The 24,819-nt window shown below is 45.1% G+C and carries 20 protein-coding genes and 1 other annotated feature; all 20 genes read left to right on the top strand.

What is annotated here, in order from left to right; translation table 11 throughout:
* Window positions 1–68: 68 nt before the first annotated feature.
* The 20 genes from GFC30_RS14345 to ltrA all read left to right on the top strand — a co-directional run bounded on the left by GFC30_RS14345 (window position 69) and on the right by ltrA (window position 24,779).
* Window positions 69–1,130 (top strand): GerMN domain-containing protein, encoded by a 1,062-nt coding sequence (locus GFC30_RS14345; RefSeq protein ID WP_066326566.1) that lies wholly within the window; start codon window positions 69–71, stop codon window positions 1,128–1,130.
* Window positions 1,131–1,203: 73 nt separating this feature from the next.
* Window positions 1,204–1,965, top strand: coding sequence for a ribonuclease PH (gene rph, locus GFC30_RS14340; RefSeq protein ID WP_066326565.1), 762 nt, complete (start codon window positions 1,204–1,206; stop codon window positions 1,963–1,965).
* Window positions 1,965–2,567 carry an XTP/dITP diphosphatase gene (locus GFC30_RS14335; protein WP_066327456.1) on the top strand — a complete coding sequence of 201 codons (603 nt, stop codon included), beginning with the start codon at window positions 1,965–1,967 and terminating at the stop codon, window positions 2,565–2,567. Before rph ends, GFC30_RS14335 begins: the two co-directional genes overlap by 1 nt.
* A gap of 3 nt (window positions 2,568–2,570) precedes the next feature.
* Entirely contained in the window at window positions 2,571–3,080 is a 510-nt protein-coding gene (locus tag GFC30_RS14330; RefSeq protein ID WP_066326564.1) for a metallophosphoesterase family protein, read from the top strand.
* Window positions 3,081–3,304: 224 nt separating this feature from the next.
* Window positions 3,305–4,204: a branched-chain-amino-acid transaminase gene (ilvE, locus tag GFC30_RS14325; protein WP_066326563.1), complete on the top strand. Its 900-nt coding sequence runs from the start codon at window positions 3,305–3,307 to the stop codon at window positions 4,202–4,204.
* Window positions 4,205–4,226: 22 nt separating this feature from the next.
* Window positions 4,227–4,480 (top strand) — a binding site (T-box leader).
* Window positions 4,481–4,651: 171 nt separating this feature from the next.
* Window positions 4,652–5,833, top strand: a complete 1,182-nt coding sequence (locus GFC30_RS14320; RefSeq protein ID WP_066322703.1) for an IS701 family transposase — start codon at window positions 4,652–4,654, stop codon at window positions 5,831–5,833.
* A gap of 91 nt (window positions 5,834–5,924) precedes the next feature.
* A complete protein-coding gene (ilvB, locus tag GFC30_RS14315) occupies window positions 5,925–7,658 on the top strand; it encodes an acetolactate synthase large subunit (protein ID WP_066326561.1) in 1,734 nt (577 codons plus the stop codon).
* Window positions 7,637–8,155, top strand: coding sequence for an acetolactate synthase small subunit (ilvN, locus tag GFC30_RS14310; RefSeq protein WP_066326558.1), 519 nt, complete (start codon window positions 7,637–7,639; stop codon window positions 8,153–8,155). The genes ilvB and ilvN overlap by 22 nt, the downstream gene beginning before the upstream one ends.
* A 15-nt stretch (window positions 8,156–8,170) precedes the next feature.
* A complete protein-coding gene (ilvC, locus tag GFC30_RS14305; protein ID WP_066326556.1) occupies window positions 8,171–9,196 on the top strand; it encodes a ketol-acid reductoisomerase in 1,026 nt (341 codons plus the stop codon).
* Complete coding sequence (locus GFC30_RS14300; protein WP_066326555.1) at window positions 9,183–10,730, top strand: 2-isopropylmalate synthase; 1,548 nt, start codon at window positions 9,183–9,185, stop codon at window positions 10,728–10,730. Before ilvC ends, GFC30_RS14300 begins: the two co-directional genes overlap by 14 nt.
* 58 nt (window positions 10,731–10,788) lie before the next feature.
* Window positions 10,789–11,904 carry a 3-isopropylmalate dehydrogenase gene (gene leuB, locus GFC30_RS14295; RefSeq protein ID WP_066326554.1) on the top strand — a complete coding sequence of 372 codons (1,116 nt, stop codon included), beginning with the start codon at window positions 10,789–10,791 and terminating at the stop codon, window positions 11,902–11,904.
* Window positions 11,905–11,974: 70 nt separating this feature from the next.
* The gene (gene leuC / locus GFC30_RS14290) at window positions 11,975–13,390 is read left to right on the top strand and encodes a 3-isopropylmalate dehydratase large subunit (protein WP_066326553.1); all 1,416 of its coding nucleotides are present in this window, start codon (window positions 11,975–11,977) and stop codon (window positions 13,388–13,390) included.
* Between the two features lie 12 nt (window positions 13,391–13,402).
* A complete protein-coding gene (gene leuD / locus GFC30_RS14285) occupies window positions 13,403–13,993 on the top strand; it encodes a 3-isopropylmalate dehydratase small subunit (RefSeq protein WP_066326548.1) in 591 nt (196 codons plus the stop codon).
* Window positions 13,977–14,999, top strand: coding sequence for a tetratricopeptide repeat protein (locus tag GFC30_RS14280; RefSeq protein WP_238583523.1), 1,023 nt, complete (start codon window positions 13,977–13,979; stop codon window positions 14,997–14,999). The genes leuD and GFC30_RS14280 overlap by 17 nt, the downstream gene beginning before the upstream one ends.
* A gap of 151 nt (window positions 15,000–15,150) precedes the next feature.
* Entirely contained in the window at window positions 15,151–16,434 is a 1,284-nt protein-coding gene (gene tig / locus GFC30_RS14275; RefSeq protein ID WP_066326541.1) for a trigger factor, read from the top strand.
* 221 nt (window positions 16,435–16,655) lie between these two features.
* Window positions 16,656–17,921 carry an ATP-dependent protease ATP-binding subunit ClpX gene (clpX, locus tag GFC30_RS14270; RefSeq protein WP_066326539.1) on the top strand — a complete coding sequence of 422 codons (1,266 nt, stop codon included), beginning with the start codon at window positions 16,656–16,658 and terminating at the stop codon, window positions 17,919–17,921.
* 256 nt (window positions 17,922–18,177) lie between these two features.
* A complete protein-coding gene (gene lonB, locus GFC30_RS14265; protein WP_066326537.1) occupies window positions 18,178–19,839 on the top strand; it encodes an ATP-dependent protease LonB in 1,662 nt (553 codons plus the stop codon).
* A 130-nt stretch (window positions 19,840–19,969) separates the two neighbouring features.
* Window positions 19,970–22,294, top strand: coding sequence for an endopeptidase La (gene lon / locus GFC30_RS14260; RefSeq protein WP_066326534.1), 2,325 nt, complete (start codon window positions 19,970–19,972; stop codon window positions 22,292–22,294).
* Window positions 22,291–22,872 (top strand): ribosome biogenesis GTP-binding protein YihA/YsxC, encoded by a 582-nt coding sequence (gene yihA, locus GFC30_RS14255; RefSeq protein ID WP_066326532.1) that lies wholly within the window; start codon window positions 22,291–22,293, stop codon window positions 22,870–22,872. Before lon ends, yihA begins: the two co-directional genes overlap by 4 nt.
* Before the next feature lie 647 nt (window positions 22,873–23,519).
* Window positions 23,520–24,779 (top strand): group II intron reverse transcriptase/maturase, encoded by a 1,260-nt coding sequence (gene ltrA, locus GFC30_RS14250; RefSeq protein ID WP_066322684.1) that lies wholly within the window; start codon window positions 23,520–23,522, stop codon window positions 24,777–24,779.
* The last annotated feature ends 40 nt before the right edge of the window (window positions 24,780–24,819 follow it).

Below are 24,819 nucleotides of genomic sequence, written 5' to 3'. Positions count from 1 at the left end.
TTTTTTATTCTATTTTTCCAACCAGCTCGTATACATAGTAGTACAAACTATTGTTAGGAGGGAATGAGATGGTGAAGCGGCGAACAATTAAGCTTGCTAGTTCAATAATTATTTCAGCCATATTGCTTAGTGGGTGTGGATTGTTTAAAAAAGAACAAGCGATAAAAGAGGTAGACCCACCACAAGATGTTAGCTATTTAAAAGAAGGTCAGCAGGTGACGAACCCGACAGCAGGAAAAGAGGAAAAAGCAACCGAAACAGTCAAGCGAGAACTTTATTTTATCGATAAAAACGGCTTTGTGGTGCCGCAGACGCTTGAATTGCCAAAAACAGATGCGGTAGCGAAGCAAGCGTTAGAATATTTAGTGCAAGGCGGACCGGTGACGGATATGTTGCCAAATGGGTTCCGTGCTGTCCTTCCGGTGGATACGCGCGTGTTAGGAGTAAAAATTGAAAAAGATGGAACGATTATTGCGGACTTTTCTCCTGAGTTTGCCAAATATAAACCGGAGGATGAACGAAAAATTTTAGAAGCGATTACATGGACGTTGACGCAATTTGATAACGTCAAAAAAGTGAAAATCCGAATTAATGGCCACGACCAATCGGTGATGCCGGTAAATGGAACGCCAATTCAAGATGGAATGAGCCGCGCAGACGGAATTAACATCGACACGAGCGGTGTTGTCGATATTACGAATACACACCCTGTGGTCGTTTATTTTGTTGCTCAGCAAGGAGAAAAGACGTATTACGTGCCAGTCACACGCCGTATTCCGAATAAAGAAACAGATGATATTACTGCAACAGTGAACGAGCTAGTCAAAGGACCGACGTATGGAAGCGGGCTTGTAAGCGATTTTCAGCCAGATGTACAGCTCGTCACTAAGCCGTCCTATGAAAACGGGAAAGTGACGTTGAATTTTAATGACGCCATCTACGGCAGCAATAAAAAGCATGTCATTTCTGATCATGTGTTAAACGCGCTTGTGTTGTCGTTGACAGAACAAAAAGGGGTAGAGAGCGTTGCGATTATGGTGAATGGAAAAGCCAATCTCGTCCGTGAAGACGGAAAAGCACTATCCGCACCGGTAACAAGACCAGAAAATGTGAATACAGGTAGTTTTTAAAGCGATACTATGGTATAAAAAGAGGTAGGTTGCTCTACCTCTTTATTATTTGTTTGTTGAGGAGGCTTTTTTCATGCGAGTGGATGGAAGAGAAAATAAGCAGTTGCGGCCAGTACAGATCGAACCACACTTTATGAAACATGCAGAAGGGTCGGTATTAATCGCTGTCGGTGATACAAAAGTCATTTGTACGGCAAGCATTGACGATAAAGTGCCGCCGTTTATGCGCGGTGGTGGGAAAGGATGGATTACAGCGGAATATTCGATGCTTCCGCGCGCGACCGAGCAGCGAAGCATACGCGAATCAAGCAAAGGAAAATTATCGGGACGGACGATGGAAATTCAGAGGCTCATCGGACGAGCATTGCGCTCTGTCGTTGACTTAGAAAAGCTTGGCGAAAAAACGATTTGGATCGATTGCGATGTCATTCAAGCGGACGGCGGAACACGGACGGCTTCGATTACTGGCGCGTTTGTGGCAATGGTGTTGGCATTTGCGAAATTAATGGCTGACAATAAGCTTTCCGAGCTTCCAGTGACGGATTTTCTTGCGGCAACGTCGGTTGGAATTGACGAGGAGCATGGCGTGATTCTTGACTTGAACTATATAGAAGATTCAAAAGCAAAAGTGGATATGAACGTCGTCATGACAGGCGCAGGACGTTTCGTAGAGATTCAAGGGACAGGAGAAGAAGCGACATTTTCTCGCGAAGAATTGCAGCAATTGCTCGATACGGCTGAATTTGGCATTCGCCAATTAATTGTTGTGCAAAAAGAAGTGCTCGGCTCGTTGGCAGAAGCTATTCAAAACCGTGCAGAGAGAGTGAACGAATGATGAGAGAAGTAATTATCGCAACGAAAAACAAAGGGAAAGCAAGCGAATTTCAAGCGTTATTAGCCAAAAAAGGGATAGCGGTGAAAACGCTGCTTGATTTTCCGCACACTCCTGACGTAGAGGAAACGGGAAGCACGTTTGCGGAAAACGCCAGATTGAAGGCGGAGGCGATCGCGCGTTTTTTCCAAGCAATCGCTATTGCAGATGATTCTGGTCTTTCGATTGACGCATTGGGCGGAAAGCCAGGTGTCTATTCGGCGCGTTATGCAGGTGAAGAAAAAGATGATCAAGCAAACATCGCAAAAGTATTAGAAGAAATGAGAGGAATTCCTTTTGAGCAGCGGACAGCTCGTTTTCATTGCGCATTGGCAATTTCTGTTCCGAACGGTTCGACGACGATTGTGGAAGGAACGTGCGACGGCTACATTACCGAAGTGCCAAAAGGGGAAAATGGATTTGGCTACGATCCAATTTTTTATGTACCACAAAAAGGAAAAACGATGGCGGAGTTGACGAAAGAGGAAAAAAATAAAATAAGCCACCGCTCGGTTGCACTAGAAAAATTAGAGAAACAGTGGGATCAAATGGTAAATGGGGAGTAGAAGATGAAAGTATTTATTGTCAGCGATAGTCATGGATTAATAAACGAACTGCTCGAGATAACGAAACGGCATGCACAGGAAGCAACGGCGTTCATTCATTGTGGTGATTCGGAACTTCCAAATGGTTGTGTTGAACTACAATCTTTTATCTACGTCGGCGGTAACTGTGATTTTGCAAGAAATTTTGCGAAAGAGCGCACAGAAGACATTCAAGGAATTCGCTTTTTTATTACGCATGGTCATTTGTATAACGTCAAAATGACGTTAATAAATCTTTACTACCGCGCAAAAGAAGTGGGAGCGAACGTCGTTTGCTTCGGTCATTCGCACATCGCTTTAGCGGAAAAAATGGATGACGTATTATTCATTAATCCTGGCAGCCTCTTGTTGCCTCGTTTGCGAAAAGAACGGACGTATGCATCGGTTCAAATCGATAACAGACAAGCGATTGTCCAATTTTACGACCTCAATGGAAAAAAAGTTCCGCATTTAGGAAAAACATTTACATTTTAGACGGGAGTGAGTCTCCCGTTTTCTTATTTACAAAAAAATTTTTTTTCGACCGCTCATCCCTTGATGCAATCATAATGTAAGCGCATTCAAATATTACGATGAATCGAAATATTCAAAAAATAGTATTGACTCTTCCTTATTTTGGGCTTATTATAATTTTCAAATAAATCAAACGAATAGACATATACGAAGAGGGCGCACATAAAGGGAAGAGGGGAAAAACATTGAGTGAGCAATGGATCTTTTTAAATGATGAGTTTGTGACGAAAGAAAACGCGAAAATTTCGGTTTATGATCATGGGTTTTTATACGGCGACGGGGTGTTTGAAGGGATTCGCGTCTATAGCGGCAATGTCTTTCGCTTAAAAGAACACATTGACCGGCTGTATAACTCGGCGAAATCGATTTTATTGAACATTCCTTACACAAAAGAAGAAATGACCGACTTGATTGTGCAAGCTGTCCAAAAAAATAAGTTTCAAGATGCTTACATTCGTGTCGTCGTTTCTCGCGGTGTCGGCGGTTTAGGGCTTGACCCATATAAATGTCCGAAGCCGCAAGTGGTCATTATTGTAGAACCATTAGCGATCTTCCCAAAACATTTATATGAAACAGGAATTGAAGTGGTGACTGTTGCCACAAGACGGAATCGTCCAGACGTGCTAAGCCCGAAAGTTAAATCGCTCAACTATTTAAATAACGTGCTTGTTAGAATCGAAGCGCATTTAGCGAATGTGAGTGAAGCGCTCATGCTTAACGACCAAGGCTATGTCGCAGAAGGTTCTGCCGATAACGTCTTTATCGTGAAAAACAGTGTCCTTTATACGCCGCCAGGCTATGTTGGAGCGCTAGAAGGGATTACGCGCGACGCGATTATCGACATTGCGAGAGAACTTGGATATGTCGTCAAGGAAGAACCGTTTACTCGCCATGACGTCTATACCGCTGATGAGGTGTTTTTAACAGGAACGGCTGCGGAAGTCATCGCCGTTGTGAAAGTAGACGGACGCACTATCGGCGACGGCGTGCCTGGCGTTCATACGAAGCGGTTGCTTGAAGCATTTAGAAAACGTGTCGTTTCCGAAGGGGTTAAAGTCTATCAAACAAACGCGAACGTCCGCTAATGCACGATGACAAAAACATAACGGAAAAGCGAAGAAGAGGATAAGTAGTCAGCGGGAAAGGAATCTCCAGAGAACCGGGGGAGCTGGAAACCGGTGGTTCCGCCGCTTGATGAACTCACCTCTGAGCGCCAGCTTGAACGCGTAAGCTAGTAGAGTTGGCCGGGTGGAATCGTCCACTCGTTACTAAAACGAGCAGCATGGGAAGTTGCTCATGAGGTGGTCGAATGACCATGAAGAAGGGTGGTACCGCGGAAAGGAAACCTTTTCGCCCCTTTGGCCAAACAGGTGGCCATGGTGGGTGAAAAGGTTTTTTCATTGTCTTAAAAACTGTAGATGAGCAAAATCGATAACATAAATTTACATTGAGACAAAAAAGAAGACATGAACCCGATTCCTTGGTTAGAATAGATGTGCTACCAACCATTCACACAAGGAGGTTCATGTCTCATGAATAGATTAGCACATCATCAAGGAATCCACAAGTTTTTCACGACGTTGGGGTTGGCGCTTTATTTCTCGAAACCTGTGATGAAGCATCTCGTTCATATCGTGGATGCGATGGTGACGAAAGGTTTTTCGGGAACGTTGACCGATCTACATCATGGGAGTTTTCATCCGAACCATCGCACGACACTGAGCCATTTTTTCACGAAAAGTCCGTGGGATGAAGAGACATTGCTCCGCAAACTCCAGCAGTGGATGCTTCATCGTGTCGAACGCATCGCCAAACAGAAGAATCAACCCATTTTTGTTTCCATCGATGATACGATTTGCCAAAAAACGAAGCCTTCGTCACGGGCAACATGCGCTATTCAAGGGTGTGATTGGCATTATTCTCACACAGAGAAAAAATCGATTTGGGGGCATTCTCTCGTTTGGCTCATGGTTCATACGATGACTCAAGCGTTTCCGTTTGCTTTTCGCCCCTACGACAAGGAGGCTGGAAAAAGCAAAGGAAAACTCGCGATTGAGATGCTTTCTTCTTTGGATGTGAGTCGTCCTGTTTATGTACTGATGGACTCTTGGTATCCATCGAAAGCACTCGTGGAAGCCTGCTTGAAAAAAGGGTTCCACGTCATCGCGATGCTTAAGACGAACCGGATTCTCTATCCGAAAGGCATCGCCATCCAAGCCAAACAGTTTGCCCGCTATCTCGAACCGAATGACACCCGCCTCGTCACGGTGGGAGAAGAGCGCTATCGCGTCTATCGTTACGAAGGAGCGCTCAACGGTCTCGATGATGCGGTGGTGCTACTTGTTTGGAAAGCCGATCAACCGATGACACCGGAACATCTTCATTGCGTCTTGAGCACCGATTGGGAGCTAAGCGACGAAGACATCTTGCGCTACTATGCCGAGCGTTGGTCGATCGAATGTTTTTTCCGTCAAGCGAAAGACCAGCTGAAACTCGATGGGTACCGCGTTCGTCATCATCGAGCGGTGAAACGTTACTGGATCTTGGTGCAGCTTGCTTACGTGTACAGCCTATTCGAGTCTAACAGCGATTTTTCGGATGGGCTCGATCTCCTGCGCAAGAGAAAAGGACATAGCCTCGTGGAGTTCATTTACCATGCAGCGAAACAAAATATTCCCATTGATACCGTGAAAAAACAGCTCCACGTGGCATAAGGGGTACCCTGTTTGTCTCTTTTACATGGTAATTATTGTAATTGAAATTGCTCAACTACAGTTAAAAATATAAAAGAAGGAAGGATGACGAATGGCGAAGATGAAAGTAGAGGAACAGCGGAAACAAAGGACAAAAATGAGCGGAGCATTGATGCTAATTGAAGCATTGAAAGCGGAGAAAGTCGAAGTGATTTTCGGATATCCAGGTGGAGCGGTATTGCCGATTTACGACAAACTATACGATTCCGGTCTATTTCACGTCTTAACCCGCCATGAGCAAGGCGCCATTCATGCGGCAGAAGGATATGCACGCATTTCCGGAAAGCCTGGCGTCGTCATTGCAACGTCTGGACCGGGAGCGACAAACATTGTTACAGGGCTAACCGATGCGATGATGGACTCCATTCCGCTCGTGGTGTTCACAGGTCAAGTAGCTTCCAATGTGATCGGTTCCGATGCGTTTCAAGAAGCAGATGTGCTTGGCATCACGATGCCGATTACAAAACATAGCTATCAAGTGCGCGACATTCAAGAGCTACCGAGAATCATTAAAGAAGCATTTCACATCGCAACAACCGGTCGTCCTGGGCCTGTATTAATCGATATCCCGAAAGATATGACGACAGCAGAAGGGGAATTTGACTACGAGCAAGACGTCCATCTTCCAGGATATCAGCCAACGGTTCATCCGAACCATTTGCAAATTCGCAAGCTTGTCGAGGCGGTCAGCCAAGCAAAAAAACCGGTCATTTTAGCAGGAGCAGGCGTCCTTCATGCGAACGCTTCAAAAGAGCTAAGACAATACGCTGAACAACAAAACATTCCAGTCATTCACACGCTGTTAGGGCTTGGTGGTTTTCCTGCCAATCATCCACTCTTTCTTGGCATGGCGGGGATGCACGGCACGTATACAGCAAACATGGCGCTATACGAATGTGACTTGTTGATCAATATTGGGGCGCGCTTCGATGATCGCGTGACAGGCAATTTAAAATATTTTGCACCAAATGCGACAGTGGCGCATATCGACATCGACCCAGCTGAAATCGGCAAAAACGTACCGACAAAAATTCCGATTGTAAGTGACGCGAAAGAAGCCCTCAAAGAGTTGATTCATCAAGACGGCAAACGACCGGACATTACCGCATGGCTGGCGCAGCTAGCAGAATGGAAAACGAACTATCCGCTCGCTTACGAAAACGATGTCCAAACGGTGAAACCGCAAAAATTAATCGAAATGATTTACGAACTAACGAACGGCGAAGCAGTAGTGACGACTGACGTTGGGCAACATCAAATGTGGACGGCACAATACTACAAATTTAATCGCCCGCACCGTTGGGTGACATCCGGAGGGCTTGGTACGATGGGATTCGGTCTTCCCGCAGCCATCGGGGCCCAGCTTGCTGACAAACAAGCGACGGTCGTTTCCATCGTTGGCGATGCAGGGTTTCAAATGACATTGCAAGAATTGTCCGTCATCCAAGAACTAAACTTGCCGATTAAAGTCGTCATCGTCAATAACCAGTCGCTTGGCATGGTGCGGCAATGGCAAGAAATCTTTTATGACAAACGATATTCGCATTCGCTCGTTCCGAACCAACCAGATTTTGTGAAACTTGCGGAAGCATACAACATAAAAGCGTTTCGCGCAAAAACGGAAGAAGAAGCAAAAGAAGTACTAAAACAAGCGTTTTCTCTTTCCGAACCAGTATTGTTAGACTTCCATGTCAAAGCAGACGAAAACGTCTATCCAATGGTAGCACCAGGAAAAGGATTACATGAAATGGTGGGGGTGAAACCGTGCGAAGAATCATTACAATGACTGTCAACAACCGACCAGGCGTCTTAAATCGCATTACCGGGTTGTTTACAAAGCGCCATTACAATATTGAAAGCATTACGGTCGGCCACACAGAAATCGAAGGAATTTCGCGTATGACGTTTGTCGTCAACGTCGAAGACGAACGGATAGCGGAACAAATTACAAAACAATTAAACAAGCAAATTGATGTGCTGAAAGTAAATGACATTACCGACCAAGCCATTGTGGCACGGGAATTGGCGCTCATTAAAGTTGCTGTCAATTCGGCGGTTCGGCAAGAAATTTATACGCTCATTGAACCGTTCCGCGCCTCTGTTGTCGATGTAAGCCGAGACAGCCTCGTTGTCCAAGTAACGGGCGAACCAGAAAAAATAGAAGCGCTTATCGATTTGTTAAAGCCATATGGCATTAAAGAAGTAGCTCGAACAGGAACAACAGCATTTACGCGCGGCTCACAAAAAAACGCCGCTTCTTATAAAACACCATTCATTATATAAAAGGAGAGATCTATCATGGCAAAAGTATATTATAACGGAGATGCAAACGAACAATACGTACAATCAAAAACAGTAGCGATTATCGGGTATGGTTCTCAAGGGCATGCACATGCGCAAAACCTTCGCGATAGCGGAGTGAACGTCATCATCGGTCTTCGTCCAGGAAAATCGTGGGAACAGGCAGAAAACGACGGATTCCAAGTTCTTCCTGTACGCGAAGCAACACGCCAAGCAGACATTGTGATGATTTTGCTTCCTGACGAAAAGCAACCATCCGTTTATAAAAACGAAATCGAGCCGGAGCTAGAGCCAGGAAATGCACTAGTATTTGCCCATGGATTTAATATTCACTTCAACCAAATTGTTCCGCCAACGGATGTCGACGTTTTCCTTGTCGCACCAAAAGGCCCAGGACATTTAGTTCGCCGCACGTACGTAGAAGGTGCGGGAGTGCCAGCGCTTATCGCTGTGTATCAAGATGTAACTGGCACCGCGAAAGAAACGGCGTTAGCGTATGCAAAAGCGATTGGCTCCGCGAGAGCAGGCGTATTGGAAACAACGTTCAAAGAAGAAACGGAAACCGACTTATTCGGTGAGCAAGCCGTTCTTTGCGGCGGATTAACGTCACTTGTAAAAGCAGGCTTTGAAACGCTTGTTGAGGCTGGCTATCAACCGGAAGTTGCTTATTTTGAATGCTTGCATGAACTAAAACTAATCGTCGACCTTTTATACGAAGGCGGCCTTTCTTGGATGCGCTACTCTATCTCTGATACAGCGCAATGGGGAGACTTCATTTCTGGTCCGCGTGTCATTAATGCTTCCGTAAAAGCAGAAATGAAAAAAGTGCTTGAAGACATTCAAACCGGCAAATTTGCGAAAGGCTGGATTTTAGAGAACCAAGCAAACCGCCCAGAATTTAACGCTATCAACCGCCGCGAAAATGAACATTTAATTGAAGTGGTCGGTCGCGAATTGCGTAGCATGATGCCGTTTGTGAAAGCAAAACAGAAAGACGTGGTGGTCTCAAGTGCGAAAAATTAACATTTTTGATACGACGTTGCGCGACGGGGAGCAATCAGCAGGCGTGAATTTGAATTTGCAAGAAAAACTAGAAATTGCTCGCCAGTTGGAACGGCTTGGTGTCGACATTATTGAAGCAGGTTTTCCTGCCGCTTCCAAAGGAGATTTCCAAGCAGTCAAACAAATTGCTGAAACGATTCGAGGGTGTTCTGTGACCGGGCTTTCCCGCTCGGTCCAGAGCGATATCGACGCGGCCTGGGAAGCGTTAAAAGGTGGAGCTGAACCACGCTTGCATTTATTTATCGCTACTTCCCCTATTCATATGGCGCATAAGTTGCGAATGACGCCAGAACAAGTGATAGAAGCCGCCGTTTCTGCGGTAAAATACGCGAAACGCTACTTTCCAATCGTACAATGGTCGGCGGAAGATGCTTGTCGCAGCGAGCTTCCATTTTTGGCCGAAATCGTGACGAAAGTGATTGAAGCAGGCGCAAATGTCATTAACATTCCTGACACGGTCGGTTACATTACACCAAAAGAGTATGGGGAAATATTCACCTTTTTAAGAAATAATGTTCAGAATATTGAAAAAGTTTCGTTGTCTGCCCATTGCCATGACGATTTAGGAATGGCGGTTGCCAATTCGCTCGCTGCCATTGAGCACGGGGCAACACAAATTGAAGGAACGATTAACGGCATTGGCGAGCGAGCAGGGAACGCCGCGCTAGAAGAAATTGCAGTGGCGCTTTACATCCGAAAAGATTATTACAATGCCACAACCCAATTAAATTTACAAGAAATCAAGCGTACGAGCAACTTAGTGAGCAAACTCACTGGCATGGTCATTCCTGCGAATAAGGCGGTCGTTGGAAAGAATGCGTTCGCTCATGAATCAGGAATTCACCAAGACGGTGTCTTAAAAGAAAAAACCACATACGAAATCATTTCCCCAGAACTTGTGGGCGTGCAATCGAACTCGATGGTACTAGGGAAACATTCCGGCCGCCATGCCTTGCGCAACCGCGTCGAGGAACTGGGCTATACGTTATCGGAAGAAGAAATTAATAAACTATTCGTTCGCTTTAAAGAGCTAGCCGATAAGAAAAAAGACATTACAGACGATGATTTAGTCGCTCTAATTTTTGAAGAAAAGTTCGATCATTTCAAAGACTTTTATCAACTTTCTTCCATTCAAGTTCAATACGGAACGAAACAAATTCCAACCGCGGTTGTCGTATTGACTGACGGAGCTGGAAATGAAATTCAAGAAGCAGCTACTGGTTCAGGAAGCGTTGAAGCGCTCTATAACACGTTAGAACGCTGCTTTCAAACCCATGTCACGCTATTGGACTATCGAATTGAATCGGTCAGCGGTGGAAGAGATGCGTTAGCGCAAGTGTTCGTGAAAGTCCGTGTTCATGAAATCGAAACGAGTGGACGGGGAACGGCACAAGACGTGCTAGAAGCATCTGCTAAAGCGTATATTAACGCCGTTAATCGCATCTTTATGATCGAAAAGATGCGAGAAGAAAACCAAAAGGTAACGATAAAATAACAAATATTTTGGTTGTTCGAAAAAGGGGCTATACGAAAAAAATAGAGGGGGAAATCAAATGGGAGCATATCGGATTGCAGTATTGCCTGGAGATGGAATTGGAAAAGAAGTGACAAGGGGAGCGATCGAAGTATTGCAGGCAATCGCTACTCGTTTTAATCATCAGTTCGAATTTCAATACGGATTAATCGGGGGGGAAGCAATTGATCGGGCAGGGACACCATTGCCAACGGAAACGCTTGATATGTGTCGCCAAAGCGATGCAGTATTGCTTGGAGCAGTCGGCGGACCAAAATGGGACGGAAATCCTCCGCATTTGCGCCCAGAAAAAGGGTTGCTTGCGATTCGGAAAGAAATGAATTTATTCGCCAATTTGCGTCCAGTCAAATTTTATGCAAGTTTAGCAGATTCTTCACCGTTGAAAGCTGACATCATTCAAGATGTTGATTTCGTCATCGTCCGTGAATTGACAGGCGGCTTGTATTTTGGAAAACCGAGCGGCCGTCGGGTGGAAAATGGAGAGGAAACAGTAGTGGATACATTGCTCTATAAACGAGAAGAAATGACACGTATTATTACAGTTGCCTTTGAATTGGCGAGCAAACGAAAGAAAAAAGTGACGTCGGTTGATAAAGCGAACGTCCTTGAATCGAGCCGAATGTGGCGGGAAATTGCCGAAGAGGTAGCAAAAGAGTTTCCGGACGTGGAATTAGAGCATATGCTTGTCGACAATGCGGCGATGCAATTGATTCGTTATCCAAAGCAGTTTGACGTAATTGTAACAGAAAATATGTTTGGTGATATTTTAAGCGACGAAGCATCAATGCTCACAGGTTCGCTTGGCATGTTGCCATCGGCAAGCCTTTCGACGACTGGACCGAGCTTATATGAGCCGATTCACGGTTCCGCCCCAGATATTGCTGGGAAAAATAAGGCAAATCCAATTGCAACCATTTTATCGAGCGCGATGATGCTTCGCCTATCGTTCGGGCTTCATGAGGAGGCAAATGCGATTGAGCGGGCAGTGCAACAAGTATTAACTTCAGGATACCGCACGGCAGATGTTGCGAAAAAAGGACAGCGTGTCGTTTCGACGAAAGAAATGGTCGATGAAATTAAAGCAGCTATTCTTGATGACGGGGCGATTTTGCATATTATGGCCGTCTACGCCTAATGAGGAGACGTCACGACAAACAAATAATGTGAATGTATTCACAATTTTTTTGCAAAGAGAGGTGGATTGGATGAAGCCGAAAACAATCATTGAAAAAATTTGGGAAAATCATGTCGTTTATTGTGAGGAAGGGAAACCGGATTTATTATACATCGATTTGCATCTAGTCCATGAAGTCACCTCCCCGCAAGCATTCGAAGGATTGCGGCAAAAGGGACGGAACGTACGCCGCCCTGATTTAACGTTCGCGACGATGGACCATAACGTGCCAACGGTCAACCGTTTTGTTATCAACGATGAAATAGCGAAAAATCAAATAACGGCACTTGAGCGGAACTGTCGAGAGTTCGGCATTCCGCTTGCCGACTTAAGCAGTCCAGAACAAGGAATCGTTCATGTCATCGGTCCAGAACTCGGCTTGACGCAGCCAGGAAAAACAATCGTCTGCGGCGATAGCCATACGTCGACGCACGGAGCGTTTGGGGCATTGGCGTTTGGCATCGGTACGAGTGAAGTCGAGCATGTGCTCGCTACGCAAACATTATGGCAGCACCGGCCAAAAACATTGCAAATTTGTGTCACTGGGCGTTTAGGTGAGGGCGTCACTGCCAAGGATGTCATTTTAGCGATTATTCATCGCTATGGGGTAGATGTGGGAACAGGATATGTCATCGAATTTACTGGCGATACGATTCGCAACATGTCGATGGAAGAACGGATGACGATTTGCAATATGTCGATTGAAGCAGGCGCACGGGCAGGGTTGGTCAGTCCAGATGAAACAACGTTTGCGTATTTGCGCGACCGTAAATACGTGCCAAAAGGCGAAGCGTTTGAAAAAGCGGTGGAATATTGGCGTTCGCTCGCCACAGATGAAGGAGCGAAATATGATAAAACGATTGAAATTGACGCAGCAACGATTGCGCCAATGGTAACGTGGGGAACAACGCCAGGGATGAGCGCACCAGTGGACGGAGCAGTGCCTCATCCAGAACAATTTGCGACAGAAACCGAGCGAAAAGCGGTACAGTTAGCATTACAATATATGGGATTAACCCCAGGGACACCAATCACCAATATCGCAGTGCAGCACGTGTTCATCGGTTCGTGTACCAATTCGCGCATTAGTGATTTAAGGGCAGCTGCGGAAATCGTCAAAGGGCAAAAAGTAGCACCTGGCGTACGGGCGCTTGTTGTGCCTGGTTCACAACAGGTGAAACAACAAGCGGAAGAAGAAGGACTTGCGCGAATTTTTATCGATGCTGGGTTTGAATGGCGTGATTCCGGCTGTAGCATGTGTCTCGGAATGAATCCTGATACTGTGCCAGCAGGGGAACATTGCGCATCTACATCTAACCGCAACTTTGAAGGGCGGCAAGGAAAAGGAGCGCGAACGCACTTAGTCAGCCCGAAAATGGCTGCCGCCGCTGCCATTTATGGCCGATTTGTCGATGTTCGAAAACTAGAAAAAGAAGCCGTTCGCTAAGGAGTGATAAACGTGCAATTTACGATTCATACCGGAAAAGTTGCTGGACTAGACCGTGCCAACATTGATACAGACCAAATTATCCCAAAGCAGTTTTTAAAGCGAATTGAACGAACAGGTTTTGGGAAGTTTTTGTTTTATGATTGGCGGTATCTTGCTGATGGAACACTGAATTCTGCTTTTGAATTAAACCGCCCAGAAAATGAAGGGGCGACCATTCTTGTAGCGAACGAAAATTTCGGCTGTGGTTCTTCTAGGGAACACGCCCCATGGGCGCTTGTCGATTACGGGTTCCGCGCCGTTATCGCTCCTTCGTTTGCCGATATTTTTTATAACAATTGCTTAAAAAACGGGCTGCTTCCCATTCGTTTAGAGAAGCAAGATGTGGAATATCTTCTAAAAGAAAGTAAGCGCGCCGACTACGAACTAACGATTTCCCTCGAAGAACAGCGCATCTATGACGAAGCAGGATTTGTGCGGACGTTTGCCATCGATCCATACCGCAAACAGCTCCTTTTAAAAGGATGGGATGAAATTGATTTGACTTTTATGTACGAACCGTATATTGTCGAATATGAGAAGAAACATGCCAACCTCACGTGAGGTTGGTTTTTCCACTTCATTGATGGTGATGATGATGAAAAAAAATAACATTATCCGCTTTCCTCGTTTACATGCACGCTTGCTCGAAAAAGGATGGGAAGCACTGCAAGAAAAACAATACGAAACCGCACTCTCGTTTTTTTTGGAAGCTAGCGAACTAAAAAGCGACTCCGAACTAGAAATGTGCATCGTCGTTTGCTTAGTGGAGATTGGCGAATGGAAAGAAGCGAAGGTGCGATGTCAACAATTGCTTGCAAAGAAAAAAGATGACGTCCCGTTGTTGCAAATGTATTTATCTATCTTGCTTCAGTTGCAACAATACGAAGAAATGGAAACGGTCATTCGAGACGCGCTGTCACACCGATTTCTTTTGCCATCCACTCGCGACCATTTGCTGCATCTGCTTCAGTTTAGCGAAAAGATGCAGCATCGCTTGCCGCGTGCTGTCGATGACCGACCGATTCGCCAACTGCTCGAGTCCACGCGTTTAGACGACCAGCTGCAAGCAATTCAACAACTCGAAAACGAACCTGTTGTTTCGTACTTGCCGTTCCTTCAAACATATTTATCGAATGAAGCAAACCATCCAATGGCGAAAACAATGGTAGTGCGGCTGTTAACTGCTCAACGCGTCAACGAACAAGTAACGATTCGTAAATTCGGACAAACGATGACGGTCATTCCGGCAGAACTAGACGAATATGCAACGACAGCATTTGCAACAAACGTTTTGCAGCAGCTAGAACGTACGATTGCAAACGATAACCCGAGTTTGTACGAAGTCGCTTCCCACCTTTGGCATCGCTATATTTATACGCTATACCCGTTCCCACCGCTTCCATCCCGGGTGGAACATTGGGCGGCTGCGCTTCATATTTGCGCTTGCAGCTCGCAAGGAATCGAAGAGAAAACGGAAACCATCACTAAGTGCTACGGGGTGGCAGAAGACGAGGTCATGCCTCTTTGCAAAAAACTATACGAAATAGAAGAAATTTCTTTTATTTAATTAGCTGTTTATATTGAAACATCTATGTTGTATGTTATAATATAATGGTTGTATTACGTATATCTTTGCATGGTTACATATAAACAGCGATGATCGTGGGCGTCGGACAAGCGTTCATGAGGAAGATTGATTTTTTGTTGGAGGGAAAAGCATGGTAGCAAAATGGGAAAAACTAGAAGGGAACGAAGGCGTTCTTACCGTTGAAGTAGATGCGGAGAAAGTAAGCGAAGGGTTGGACGCTGCATTCAAAAAAGTAGTGAAAAACGTGAGCATTCCTGGATTCCGTAAAGGAAAAATTCCGCGTGCGTTATTTGAAAAACGCTTTGGTGTAGAAGTGCTATATGATGATGCACTAGACATTTTATTGCCAGAAGCGTACGCAAAAGCAGTAGAAGAAACAGGAATTGAACCAGTCGACTATCCAAAAATCGATGTTAAACAATTGGAAAAAGGCAAAAGCTTAATTTTCACAGCAAATGTGACAGTGAAACCAGAAGTGAAATTAGGCGAATATAAAGGACTTGAAGTAGAAAAAATAGATGCTACAGTAACCGACGAAGATGTTGAAAACGAGTTAAAACGTCTTCAAGAAAACTACGCAGAGCTCGTTGTCAAAGAAGGAAAAATTGAAGAGGGCGACACAGCGGTTATCGACTTTGAAGGGTTTGTAGATGGCGAGCCGTTCGAAGGCGGAAAAGCAGAAAACTATTCGCTTGTAATCGGATCTGGTACGTTCATCCCTGGCTTTGAAGAACAATTAATCGGCTTAGAAGCGGGAGCAGAAAAAGATATCGAAGTAACGTTCCCAGAAGAATATCACGCAGAAGCGTTAGCAGGCAAACCAGCGGTATTCAAAATTAAAGTGCACGAAGTAAAAACAAAACAACTTCCAGCACTTGATGACGAATTTGCGAAAGACGTCGAAGAAGATGTCGAAACACTTGAGCAATTAAAAGAAAAAATCCGCACAAGACTACAAGAAGAGCGCAGCAAAGAAGCGGAAGCAGCTCTTCGCGATGCGGTAGTAGAAAAAGCAGCAGAAAATGCAGAAATTGACATTCCAGAAGCGATGATTAAAACAGAAACAGATCGTATGTTGCGCGAATTTGACCAACGTTTGCAAATGCAGGGGCTTAACTTAAACCTTTACTATCAATTCTCTGGTCAAGACGAAGCAGCATTGCGCGAGCAAATGAAAGAAGATGCGGAAAAACGAGTACGTATGACATTGACGCTTGAAGCAATTGCGAAAGCAGAAAACATTGAAGCAACGGACGAAGAAGTAAACGCAGAAGTTGAGAAAATGGCGGAAGCTTACAACTTAACCGTCGACAAAATTAAAGAGCTTCTCGGCAGCCTTGATCCTGTGAAAGAAGACGTGAAATTCCGAAAAGTGGTTGACTTCCTTGTAGAACATAGCAAAGCAGCGCAATAACATACGATGGATTAGGAACAATAAAGAGCAAGGCGCGAGGTCTTTCGTGCCTTGTTCTTTCATACAATAAACGATAGATGTGAATTTTCTAATTTTTCAAATATGTAACGATTTTTTTATTAGCATTTGCATCGAGGTTTATGATAAAATGACGAATACATAAGTTTGACATGTGGGGTTGTACATAGTGACGATGGAATTTTTGCACAAGGGGTGAAACGATGTTTAAATTTAATGATGAGAAAGGGCAATTGAAATGTTCTTTTTGCGGCAAAACGCAAGAACAAGTCCGCAAATTAGTGGCAGGACCTGGGGTATACATATGCGATGAGTGCATTGAGTTGTGTACAGAAATTGTTGAAGAAGAACTCGGAAATGAAGAGGAATTTGAGTTTAAAGACGTACCGAAGCCAAAAGAAATTCGCGAAATTTTAGATGAGTACGTCATCGGCCAAGACGAGGCAAAAAAATCGCTTGCGGTTGCTGTTTATAATCATTACAAACGGATTAACTCCAACAGCAAAATCGATGATGTAGAGTTATCCAAAAGCAACATTTTAATGATTGGACCGACAGGAAGCGGAAAAACATTATTAGCACAGACGTTAGCGCGCATTTTAAACGTCCCGTTTGCTATCGCGGACGCGACGTCGTTAACGGAAGCAGGATACGTTGGAGAAGATGTCGAGAACATTTTGTTAAAACTAATCCAAGCGGCAGACTATGATGTGGAACGAGCAGAGAAAGGGATTATTTATATCGACGAAATTGACAAAATTGCCCGCAAATCAGAAAACCCATCGATTACGCGTGACGTATCTGGTGAAGGCGTTCAACAAGCATTATTGAAAATTTTAGAAGGAACCATTGCGAGTGTTCCGCCACAAGGTGGGCGGAAACATCCGCATCAAGAATTTATTCAAATTGATACAACAAACATTTTATTTATTTGTGGCGGAGCGTTTGACGGCATTGAGCCGATTATTAAACGCCGGCTAGGAAAGAAAGTAATCGGGTTTGGTGCAGAAACGCAACAAGCCGATGTCGACGAAAAGAACTTGCTATCGAAAGTATTGCCGGAAGATTTATTGAAATTCGGGTTAATTCCGGAGTTTGTCGGTCGTCTTCCGGTCATTACGACGTTGGAGCCACTTGATGAACAGGCGTTAATCGATATTTTAACGAGACCGAAAAATGCGATTGTAAAGCAGTACCAAAAAATGATGGAATTAGATGATGTCGAGTTGGAATTTGAAGAAGGCGCATTGCGGGAAATTGCCAAGAAAGCGATTGAGCGTAAAACAGGGGCGCGCGGTCTTCGTTCCATTATCGAAGGGATTATGCTTGATGTCATGTTCGACCTTCCATCGCGTGAAGATGTGCAAAAATGCATTATCACGGCAGAAACCGTCCGTGGCAAGCAACCGCCAAAACTCATCCGACACGACGGAACAATCGTCGAACACGAACGAAAAACGTCTGCTTAACAAGAAAAGAGAGGAACGTTCCTTGGCGAAGCCAAGGAAACATCCGACGGAAGGGAAAGCTTTCGACGAGACGTGCATGCACGTCGACGGAGAAATCGAACGCGTAGGAGGATGTTAGTTTGTAGCTAGACATCGAAAAGCAAACGTGACTGGTTAGAGACTGTCTTTAAAAGAAGGCAGTCTCTTTTTGTTTATTCCTGTGTCATGGCGGAGATACTATATGTACTACAAATTGGATGCAGGAGGAGACGAGTTCATGAACTGGACGAATATCGCATTAGTGGTACAGTTGTTTTTTGGGATTATCATCGGGCTTTATTTTTGGAATTTATTAAAAAACCAACGGGTGCAAAAAGTATCGATCGATAAAGAATCGCGCAAAGAAATGGAACAGTTGCGAAAGCTGCGCTCCATTTCGTTAACGGAGCCGCTCGCAGAGAAAGTAAGACCGAAACATTTCGCCGACATCGTCGGACAAGAGGATGGGATTAAAGCATTAAAGGCGGCATTATGTGGTCCAAACCCCCAACATGTCATCATTTACGGACCTCCAGGTGTCGGAAAAACAGCTGCTGCTCGGCTTGTCCTAGAAGAGGCGAAAAAAAATCCACTATCTCCATTTAAAAAGAACGCGGTTTTTGTCGAGTTAGACGCGACAACGGCGCGCTTTGATGAGCGAGGTATCGCTGATCCGTTAATCGGTTCGGTTCATGATCCGATTTATCAAGGGGCGGGAGCGATGGGGCAAGCCGGTATTCCGCAACCGAAGCAAGGAGCGGTTACCCATGCGCACGGTGGGGTACTGTTTATTGATGAAATTGGGGAATTGCATCCGATTCAAATGAACAAACTACTGAAAGTACTTGAAGATCGAAAAGTATTTTTTGAAAGTGCGTATTATAGTGAAGAAAATCCACAAATTCCAACACATATTCACGATATTTTTCAAAACGGTCTTCCAGCAGATTTCCGACTTGTCGGTGCGACGACAAGGACGCCGAACGAAATTCCGCCAGCAATCCGTTCCCGTTGTTTAGAAGTATTTTTCCGAGAACTCGACCAAGACGAAATTGCTCATATTGCGCGGAAAGCGGCGGAAAAAGTGAAGTTGAATGTGTCGGAAAATGGAATACGCACACTCGCTTCCTATGCGCGAAATGGACGGGAAGCGGTTAACTTGATACAAATCGCTGCTGGTCTTGCCATTTCGGAAAAGCGTGATACGATTCACGACGAAGACATCGAATGGGTTATTCATTCGAGCCAATTATCGCCGCGAAACGAAAAAAGAGTGCATGCCACCTCCCTTATCGGTGTAGTCAACGGGTTAGCGGTGTACGGACCGAACATAGGGGCACTGCTTGAAATCGAAGTAACGGCATTGCCCACAAAAGAAAAAGGTACGGTAAACATTACCGGAATTGTCGAAGAAGAAAGCATCGGTAGCGGTGAAAAATCGATTCGTCGCAAAAGTATGGCGCGCGGTTCTATCGAAAACGTTATTACAGCTTTACGAGCAATGGGCGTTCCAGCGGATGAATTTGATATTCATGTCAATTTTCCAGGAGGAGTGCCAGTCGATGGACCGTCTGCCGGTATCGCCATGGCTGTTGGCATTTATTCTGCCATTTACCGTCTTCCAGTAGACCGTACAATTGCGATGACCGGAGAAATTAGCATCCACGGATACGTCAAACCAGTCGGTGGTGTCTTTCCGAAAGTCAAAGCAGCCAAACAAGCAGGAGTGAAAAAAGTGCTTGTTCCTTCTGAAAACATGCAATCGATATTGCGTCACATGGACGGAATTGACGTGATTCCTGTCGAACGTCTAGAAGAAGTGCTGTCGGTCGTGTTTAACCAAGATGTACACAAAGCGATTCCGGCAACTTCCGATCAATCAAAAACAAAGCTCGTGTAACATTTGACTTCGGCGATTATTTACGCCGAAGTCGATTTTTCGTTTCCTTAAAGAATATCGTAGAATTTTACAAACAGGCAGCGGTACTATACAATAGACGAATAGAAGATGAAGTATGGAGGTGCTCGCGATGGCGAGAAAAAAAGAGATGGTCGTTCCTCTCCTCCCGTTACGAGGATTACTCGTATTTCCAACAATGGTGTTGCATTTAGACGTTGGTCGGGAAAAATCGATTCAAGCATTGGAAAAAGCGATGGTTGAAGATCATACGGTGCTGCTTACATCGCAAAAAGATGTTTCCATCGATGAACCGAATGTGGAAGATTTATACGAAATGGGAACGTTAGCGCGTGTCAAACAATTGCTAAAACTCCCGAACGGGACGTTTCGTGTATTAGTCGAAGGAATTGCGCGTGCGAAAATGCTAGAAACGGTGGATGACGACCCATGCTTTACGGTGAAAGCGGAAATATTTCTAGACCGAGCGACAAAAGATTTAGAAGATGAAGCGTTAAAGCGGACGATGCTCGAATATTTTGAGCAATACATACATCTATCCAAAAAATTATCGAACGATATTTTCGCATCCATCGCCGATATTGACGAACCAGGGCGGATGGCGGATATTATCGCTTCCCATTTGCCTCTGAAATTGGAAGGAAAGCAAGAAATATTAGAAACGGTCGATATAAAAGAACGGGTGCATAAAATTATTCGAATTCTCCATAACGAAAAAGAAGTGCTACAGCTAGAGAAAAAAATTAGTATGCGCGTGAAACAATCGATGGAGAGGACGCAAAAAGAGTATTATTTGCGAGAACAAATGAAGGCGATTCAAAAAGAATTAGGTGAAAAAGAAGGGAAAACTGGTGAAATTGAAACGTTGAAAGAAAAAATTGAAGCTGCTGGCATGCCTGAACACGTCAAAACAACGGCATTAAAGGAACTAGACCGTTATGAAAAAGTGCCCGCAACTTCTGCCGAAAGCGCCGTCATCCGCAACTATCTTGATTGGCTGTTGGCACTGCCGTGGACGAAACAAACGGAAGATATTCACGACATTAAACGGGCGGAAGCGATTTTGCACGAGGAACATTATGGGCTAGAAAAAGTGAAAGAACGCGTACTCGAATATTTAGCTGTTCAGCAGCTAACGAAATCGCTCAAAGGTCCGATTCTTTGCCTTGCTGGTCCTCCAGGGGTCGGAAAAACATCGCTTGCGCGCTCGATTGCCAAATCACTCAATCGGAATTTTGTCCGAGTATCGTTAGGCGGTGTGCGTGACGAATCGGAAATTCGTGGCCATCGCCGAACGTATGTCGGAGCGATGCCGGGGCGAATTATTCAAGGGATGAAAAAAGCTGGCACGATTAATCCCGTCTTTTTACTCGATGAGATTGATAAAATGTCGAACGATTTTCGCGGTGACCCGTCCGCAGCGCTTTTAGAAGTGCTCGATCCAGAGCAAAACCATGCGTTTAGCGACCATTATATCGAAGAACCGTACGATTTGTCGAAAGTGATGTTTATTGCTACTGCTAACAACTTGGCGACAATTCCGCGCCCGCTGTTAGACCGGATGGAGATTATTACGATTTCTGGGTATACAGAAGTCGAAAAATTGCATATTGCAAAGCAGCATTTATTACCAAAACAAATGAGCGAGCACGGCTTGAAAAAAGCGAGTTTGCAAATGCGCGATGAGGCGATATTACACGTTATTCGCTACTATACGCGCGAAGCAGGGGTGCGCGAATTAGAGCGGCAATTGGCGTCCATTTGCCGAAAAGCGGCTCGTTTGCTCGTGTCGGAAGAGAAAAAACGTGTTGTCATCACAGAGAAAAATTTAGAAGAGTTTTTAGGAAAACGAAAATATCGCTACGGACAAGCAGAGCTGCAAGACCAAATCGGGGTGGCGACAGGGCTTGCGTATACGCCGTTTGGCGGCGATACGCTCTCGATTGAGGTGTCATTATCACCAGGAAAAGGGAAATTAGTTCTTACTGGGAAATTAGGGGACGTGATGAAAGAGTCAGCGCAAGCCGCGTTTAGCTACGTTCGTTCCCGTGCAGAAGACCTCGGCATCGAGCCAGATTTTTATGAAAAATATGATATCCACATTCACGTTCCAGAAGGCGCCATTCCGAAAGACGGTCCGTCCGCAGGCATTACGATGGCGACCGCGCTTATTTCTGCGTTAACGGGTCGTCCAGTCAGCCGATTTGTTGGTATGACGGGAGAAATTACGCTGCGCGGCCGCGTGCTGCCGATTGGCGGCGTAAAAGAAAAAACGTTAAGCGCGCATCGAGCGGGATTGAAAAAAATCATCTTGCCAAAAGAAAACGAAAAAGACTTAGAAGACATTCCAGAAATCGTCAAAAAAGATGTACAATTTATTCTTGTCTCGCATTTAGATGAAGTGTTACAACATGCATTGGTAGGGGAGAAAGGATGAAAATTACCGCAGCAGAAATTACGATAAGTGCCGTAAAACCGGAGCAATATCCAGAAGGCGATCGACCGGAGTTTGCGCTCGCTGGGCGGTCGAACGTCGGCAAATCATCGTTTATCAATAAAATGGTGAATCGGAAAAACTTAGCACGTACATCATCCAAACCAGGAAAAACGCAAACATTAAATTTTTATCTCATTAATGAATCATTTTATTTTGTCGACGTCCCAGGCTATGGATTCGCCAAAGTGTCCAAACAAGAGCGGCAAGCGTGGGGAAAAATGATGGAAACGTATTTCACGACGAGGGAGCAGCTAAAAGCAGCGGTACTCGTGGTCGATTTGCGTCATCCGCCGACGAAAGACGATTGTATGATGTACGAATTTTTCAAGCATTACAGCATCCCGACGATTGTCGTGGCAACAAAAGCAGATAAAGTGCCGAGAGGAAAATGGCAAAAACATCAAAAAATTGTGCGGGAAACGTTAAACATGACACCGGAAGACGAACTCATTCTTTTTTCCGCCGAAACAGGACAAGGAAAAGACGAAGCGTGGAACGTATTGCAACGGATGATGTAACGAAAAAGCACCAGTCGATGAGGCTTTTCAGAGTGTTGAAAAAGTGGAACGTCAAGAAAAGGTTCACGGGAGATGTGAACTTTTTCTTTTTGCGTGCGCCCGGCATGGGTGTAGTCTATAGGGTGAAAGTCCCGAACTGCGAAGGCAGAAGTAGCAGTTAGCTTAACGCAAGGGTGTCCGTGGTGACGCGGAATCTGAAGGAAGCGAGCGGCAAACTTCCGGTCTGAGGAACACGAACTTCATAAGAGGCTAGGTATCATTGGGTGAGTTTGCGCGACAAAACAAAGCCCTTTCTGCCGAAGGTGATATCGAGTAAATGAAGCAGATGGATGGAAGGAAAGACTGCACTCTTACCTGGGGAGGACTGATTGGAATGCCGAGTTCCCTTGGCAACCTATCCAGTGATGGATAGCTGAACAATCAGAAGTCAGCAGAGGTCATAGTACCATCCTTGCTCGAGAAAGGGTGGGAAGGACTGAACCATGAAGAGAGAACGAAATCTACGCATTCAGTACCTGTGAAGAACACAGACAATCCGAAAGGACTTACTTAGAGGAGGAAGCGGTGAATCCCGTGGGGGACTCTAAGAGGGTGGAGCAGGAACTGGCATAAGGAGAACCTTCGTTCACGTAGAAAGGGAAGCGAAGATGTTAATGGAACGAATCTTGTCACGTGGAAATCTTCTAACGGCGCTCAAACGAGTGGAACAAAATAAAGGAAGTCACGGCATCGATGGAATGTCCGTAAAAGACCTACGAAGACATCTCTATGAAAACTGGGACTCCCTCCGGGAAGAGTTAAGAACAGGAACCTACCAACCTGCACCCGTACGTCGTGTCGAAATCCCGAAACCAAATGGCGGAGTGAGGATGTTAGGAATACCTACCGTGACAGATCGTTTCATTCAACAAGCAATCGCTCAAGTGTTAACCCCAATCTTTGACCCAACCTTTTCGGAAAATAGTTATGGGTTTCGTCCGAATCGGAGGGCTCATGATGCGGTAAGGAAGGCGAAAGAATATATCAAAGAGGGTTACCGCTGGGTGGTCGATATAGACTTAGAGAAATTCTTTGATAAAGTCAATCACGACCAATTGATGGGGATACTCGCCAAGCGAATCGAAGACCGCATCCTACTGAAGTTGATACGAAAATATCTTCAATCAGGAGTCATGATAAATGGGGTTGTCCAAATAACGGAAGAAGGAACACCGCAGGGAGGACCGCTTAGTCCACTTCTATCCAACATTCTCCTAGACCAATTGGACAAAGAGTTGGAAGCAAGGGGGCACCAATTTGTCCGATATGCGGATGACTGCAACATCTATGTGAAGTCATGGAAAGCAGGACAGCGTGTGATGAAATCGGTATCGACCTTCCTCGAACAGCACCTAAAATTGAAGGTAAACAGAGAGAAATCAGCAGTAGACCGTCCGTGGAAACGGAAGTTTCTAGGGTTCAGTTTCACCTTTCACAAAGATCCAAAGGTGCGAATAGCCAAAGAAAGCATGGAACGGCTGAAAAGAAAAATACGAGAAATAACTTCTCGGTCGAAGCCTTATCCGATGGAAGTAAGGGTGGAAAGACTGAACCAATACCTCACAGGATGGTGCGGATACTTCGCGCTAGCAGATACCCCGAGCAAATTCAAAGAAATAGACGAGTGGATAAGAAGAAGGCTGAGAATGTGTGAATGGAAACAATGGAAGAAACCTAAAACAAGAGTTAGAAAGCTGATTGGATTAGGGATTCCAGAATACAAAGCATACGAATGGGGAAACACCAGAAAGAAATACTGGCGAATCGCCCACAGCCCAATTCTACACAAAACCCTCGACAACTCCTATTGGAGCCAACGAGGGCTGAAAAGTCTGTATAATCGCTACGAATTTCTGCGTCAATCTTAGTGGAACCGCCGTATACCGAACGGTACGTACGGTGGTGTGA

The organism is Anoxybacillus amylolyticus (genome assembly GCF_001634285.1).
Lineage (GTDB): Bacteria > Bacillota > Bacilli > Bacillales > Anoxybacillaceae > Anoxybacteroides > Anoxybacteroides amylolyticum.
Note: the sequence above shows the minus strand (reverse complement) of the source record. Positions and strands in the feature narration are given on the sequence as shown.

Bases quoted from the DNA above. Each gene is read 5' to 3' on its own strand.
- clpX (WP_066326539.1), top strand. From the start codon at position 16,656: ATGTTTAAATTTAATGATGAGAAAGGGCAATTGAAATGTTCTTTTTGC.
- tig (WP_066326541.1), top strand. From the start codon at position 15,151: ATGGTAGCAAAATGGGAAAAACTAGAAGGGAACGAAGGCGTTCTTACC.
- GFC30_RS14335 (WP_066327456.1), top strand. From the start codon at position 1,965: ATGAGAGAAGTAATTATCGCAACGAAAAACAAAGGGAAAGCAAGCGAA.
- GFC30_RS14280 (WP_238583523.1), top strand. From the start codon at position 13,977: ATGCCAACCTCACGTGAGGTTGGTTTTTCCACTTCATTGATGGTGATG.
- yihA (WP_066326532.1), top strand. From the start codon at position 22,291: ATGAAAATTACCGCAGCAGAAATTACGATAAGTGCCGTAAAACCGGAG.
- leuC (WP_066326553.1), top strand. From the start codon at position 11,975: ATGAAGCCGAAAACAATCATTGAAAAAATTTGGGAAAATCATGTCGTT.
- ltrA (WP_066322684.1), top strand. From the start codon at position 23,520: ATGTTAATGGAACGAATCTTGTCACGTGGAAATCTTCTAACGGCGCTC.
- lonB (WP_066326537.1), top strand. From the start codon at position 18,178: ATGAACTGGACGAATATCGCATTAGTGGTACAGTTGTTTTTTGGGATT.
- rph (WP_066326565.1), top strand. From the start codon at position 1,204: ATGCGAGTGGATGGAAGAGAAAATAAGCAGTTGCGGCCAGTACAGATC.
- GFC30_RS14345 (WP_066326566.1), top strand. From the start codon at position 69: ATGGTGAAGCGGCGAACAATTAAGCTTGCTAGTTCAATAATTATTTCA.
- lon (WP_066326534.1), top strand. From the start codon at position 19,970: ATGGCGAGAAAAAAAGAGATGGTCGTTCCTCTCCTCCCGTTACGAGGA.
- ilvB (WP_066326561.1), top strand. From the start codon at position 5,925: ATGGCGAAGATGAAAGTAGAGGAACAGCGGAAACAAAGGACAAAAATG.
- GFC30_RS14330 (WP_066326564.1), top strand. From the start codon at position 2,571: ATGAAAGTATTTATTGTCAGCGATAGTCATGGATTAATAAACGAACTG.
- GFC30_RS14320 (WP_066322703.1), top strand. From the start codon at position 4,652: ATGAATAGATTAGCACATCATCAAGGAATCCACAAGTTTTTCACGACG.
- ilvC (WP_066326556.1), top strand. From the start codon at position 8,171: ATGGCAAAAGTATATTATAACGGAGATGCAAACGAACAATACGTACAA.
- leuB (WP_066326554.1), top strand. From the start codon at position 10,789: ATGGGAGCATATCGGATTGCAGTATTGCCTGGAGATGGAATTGGAAAA.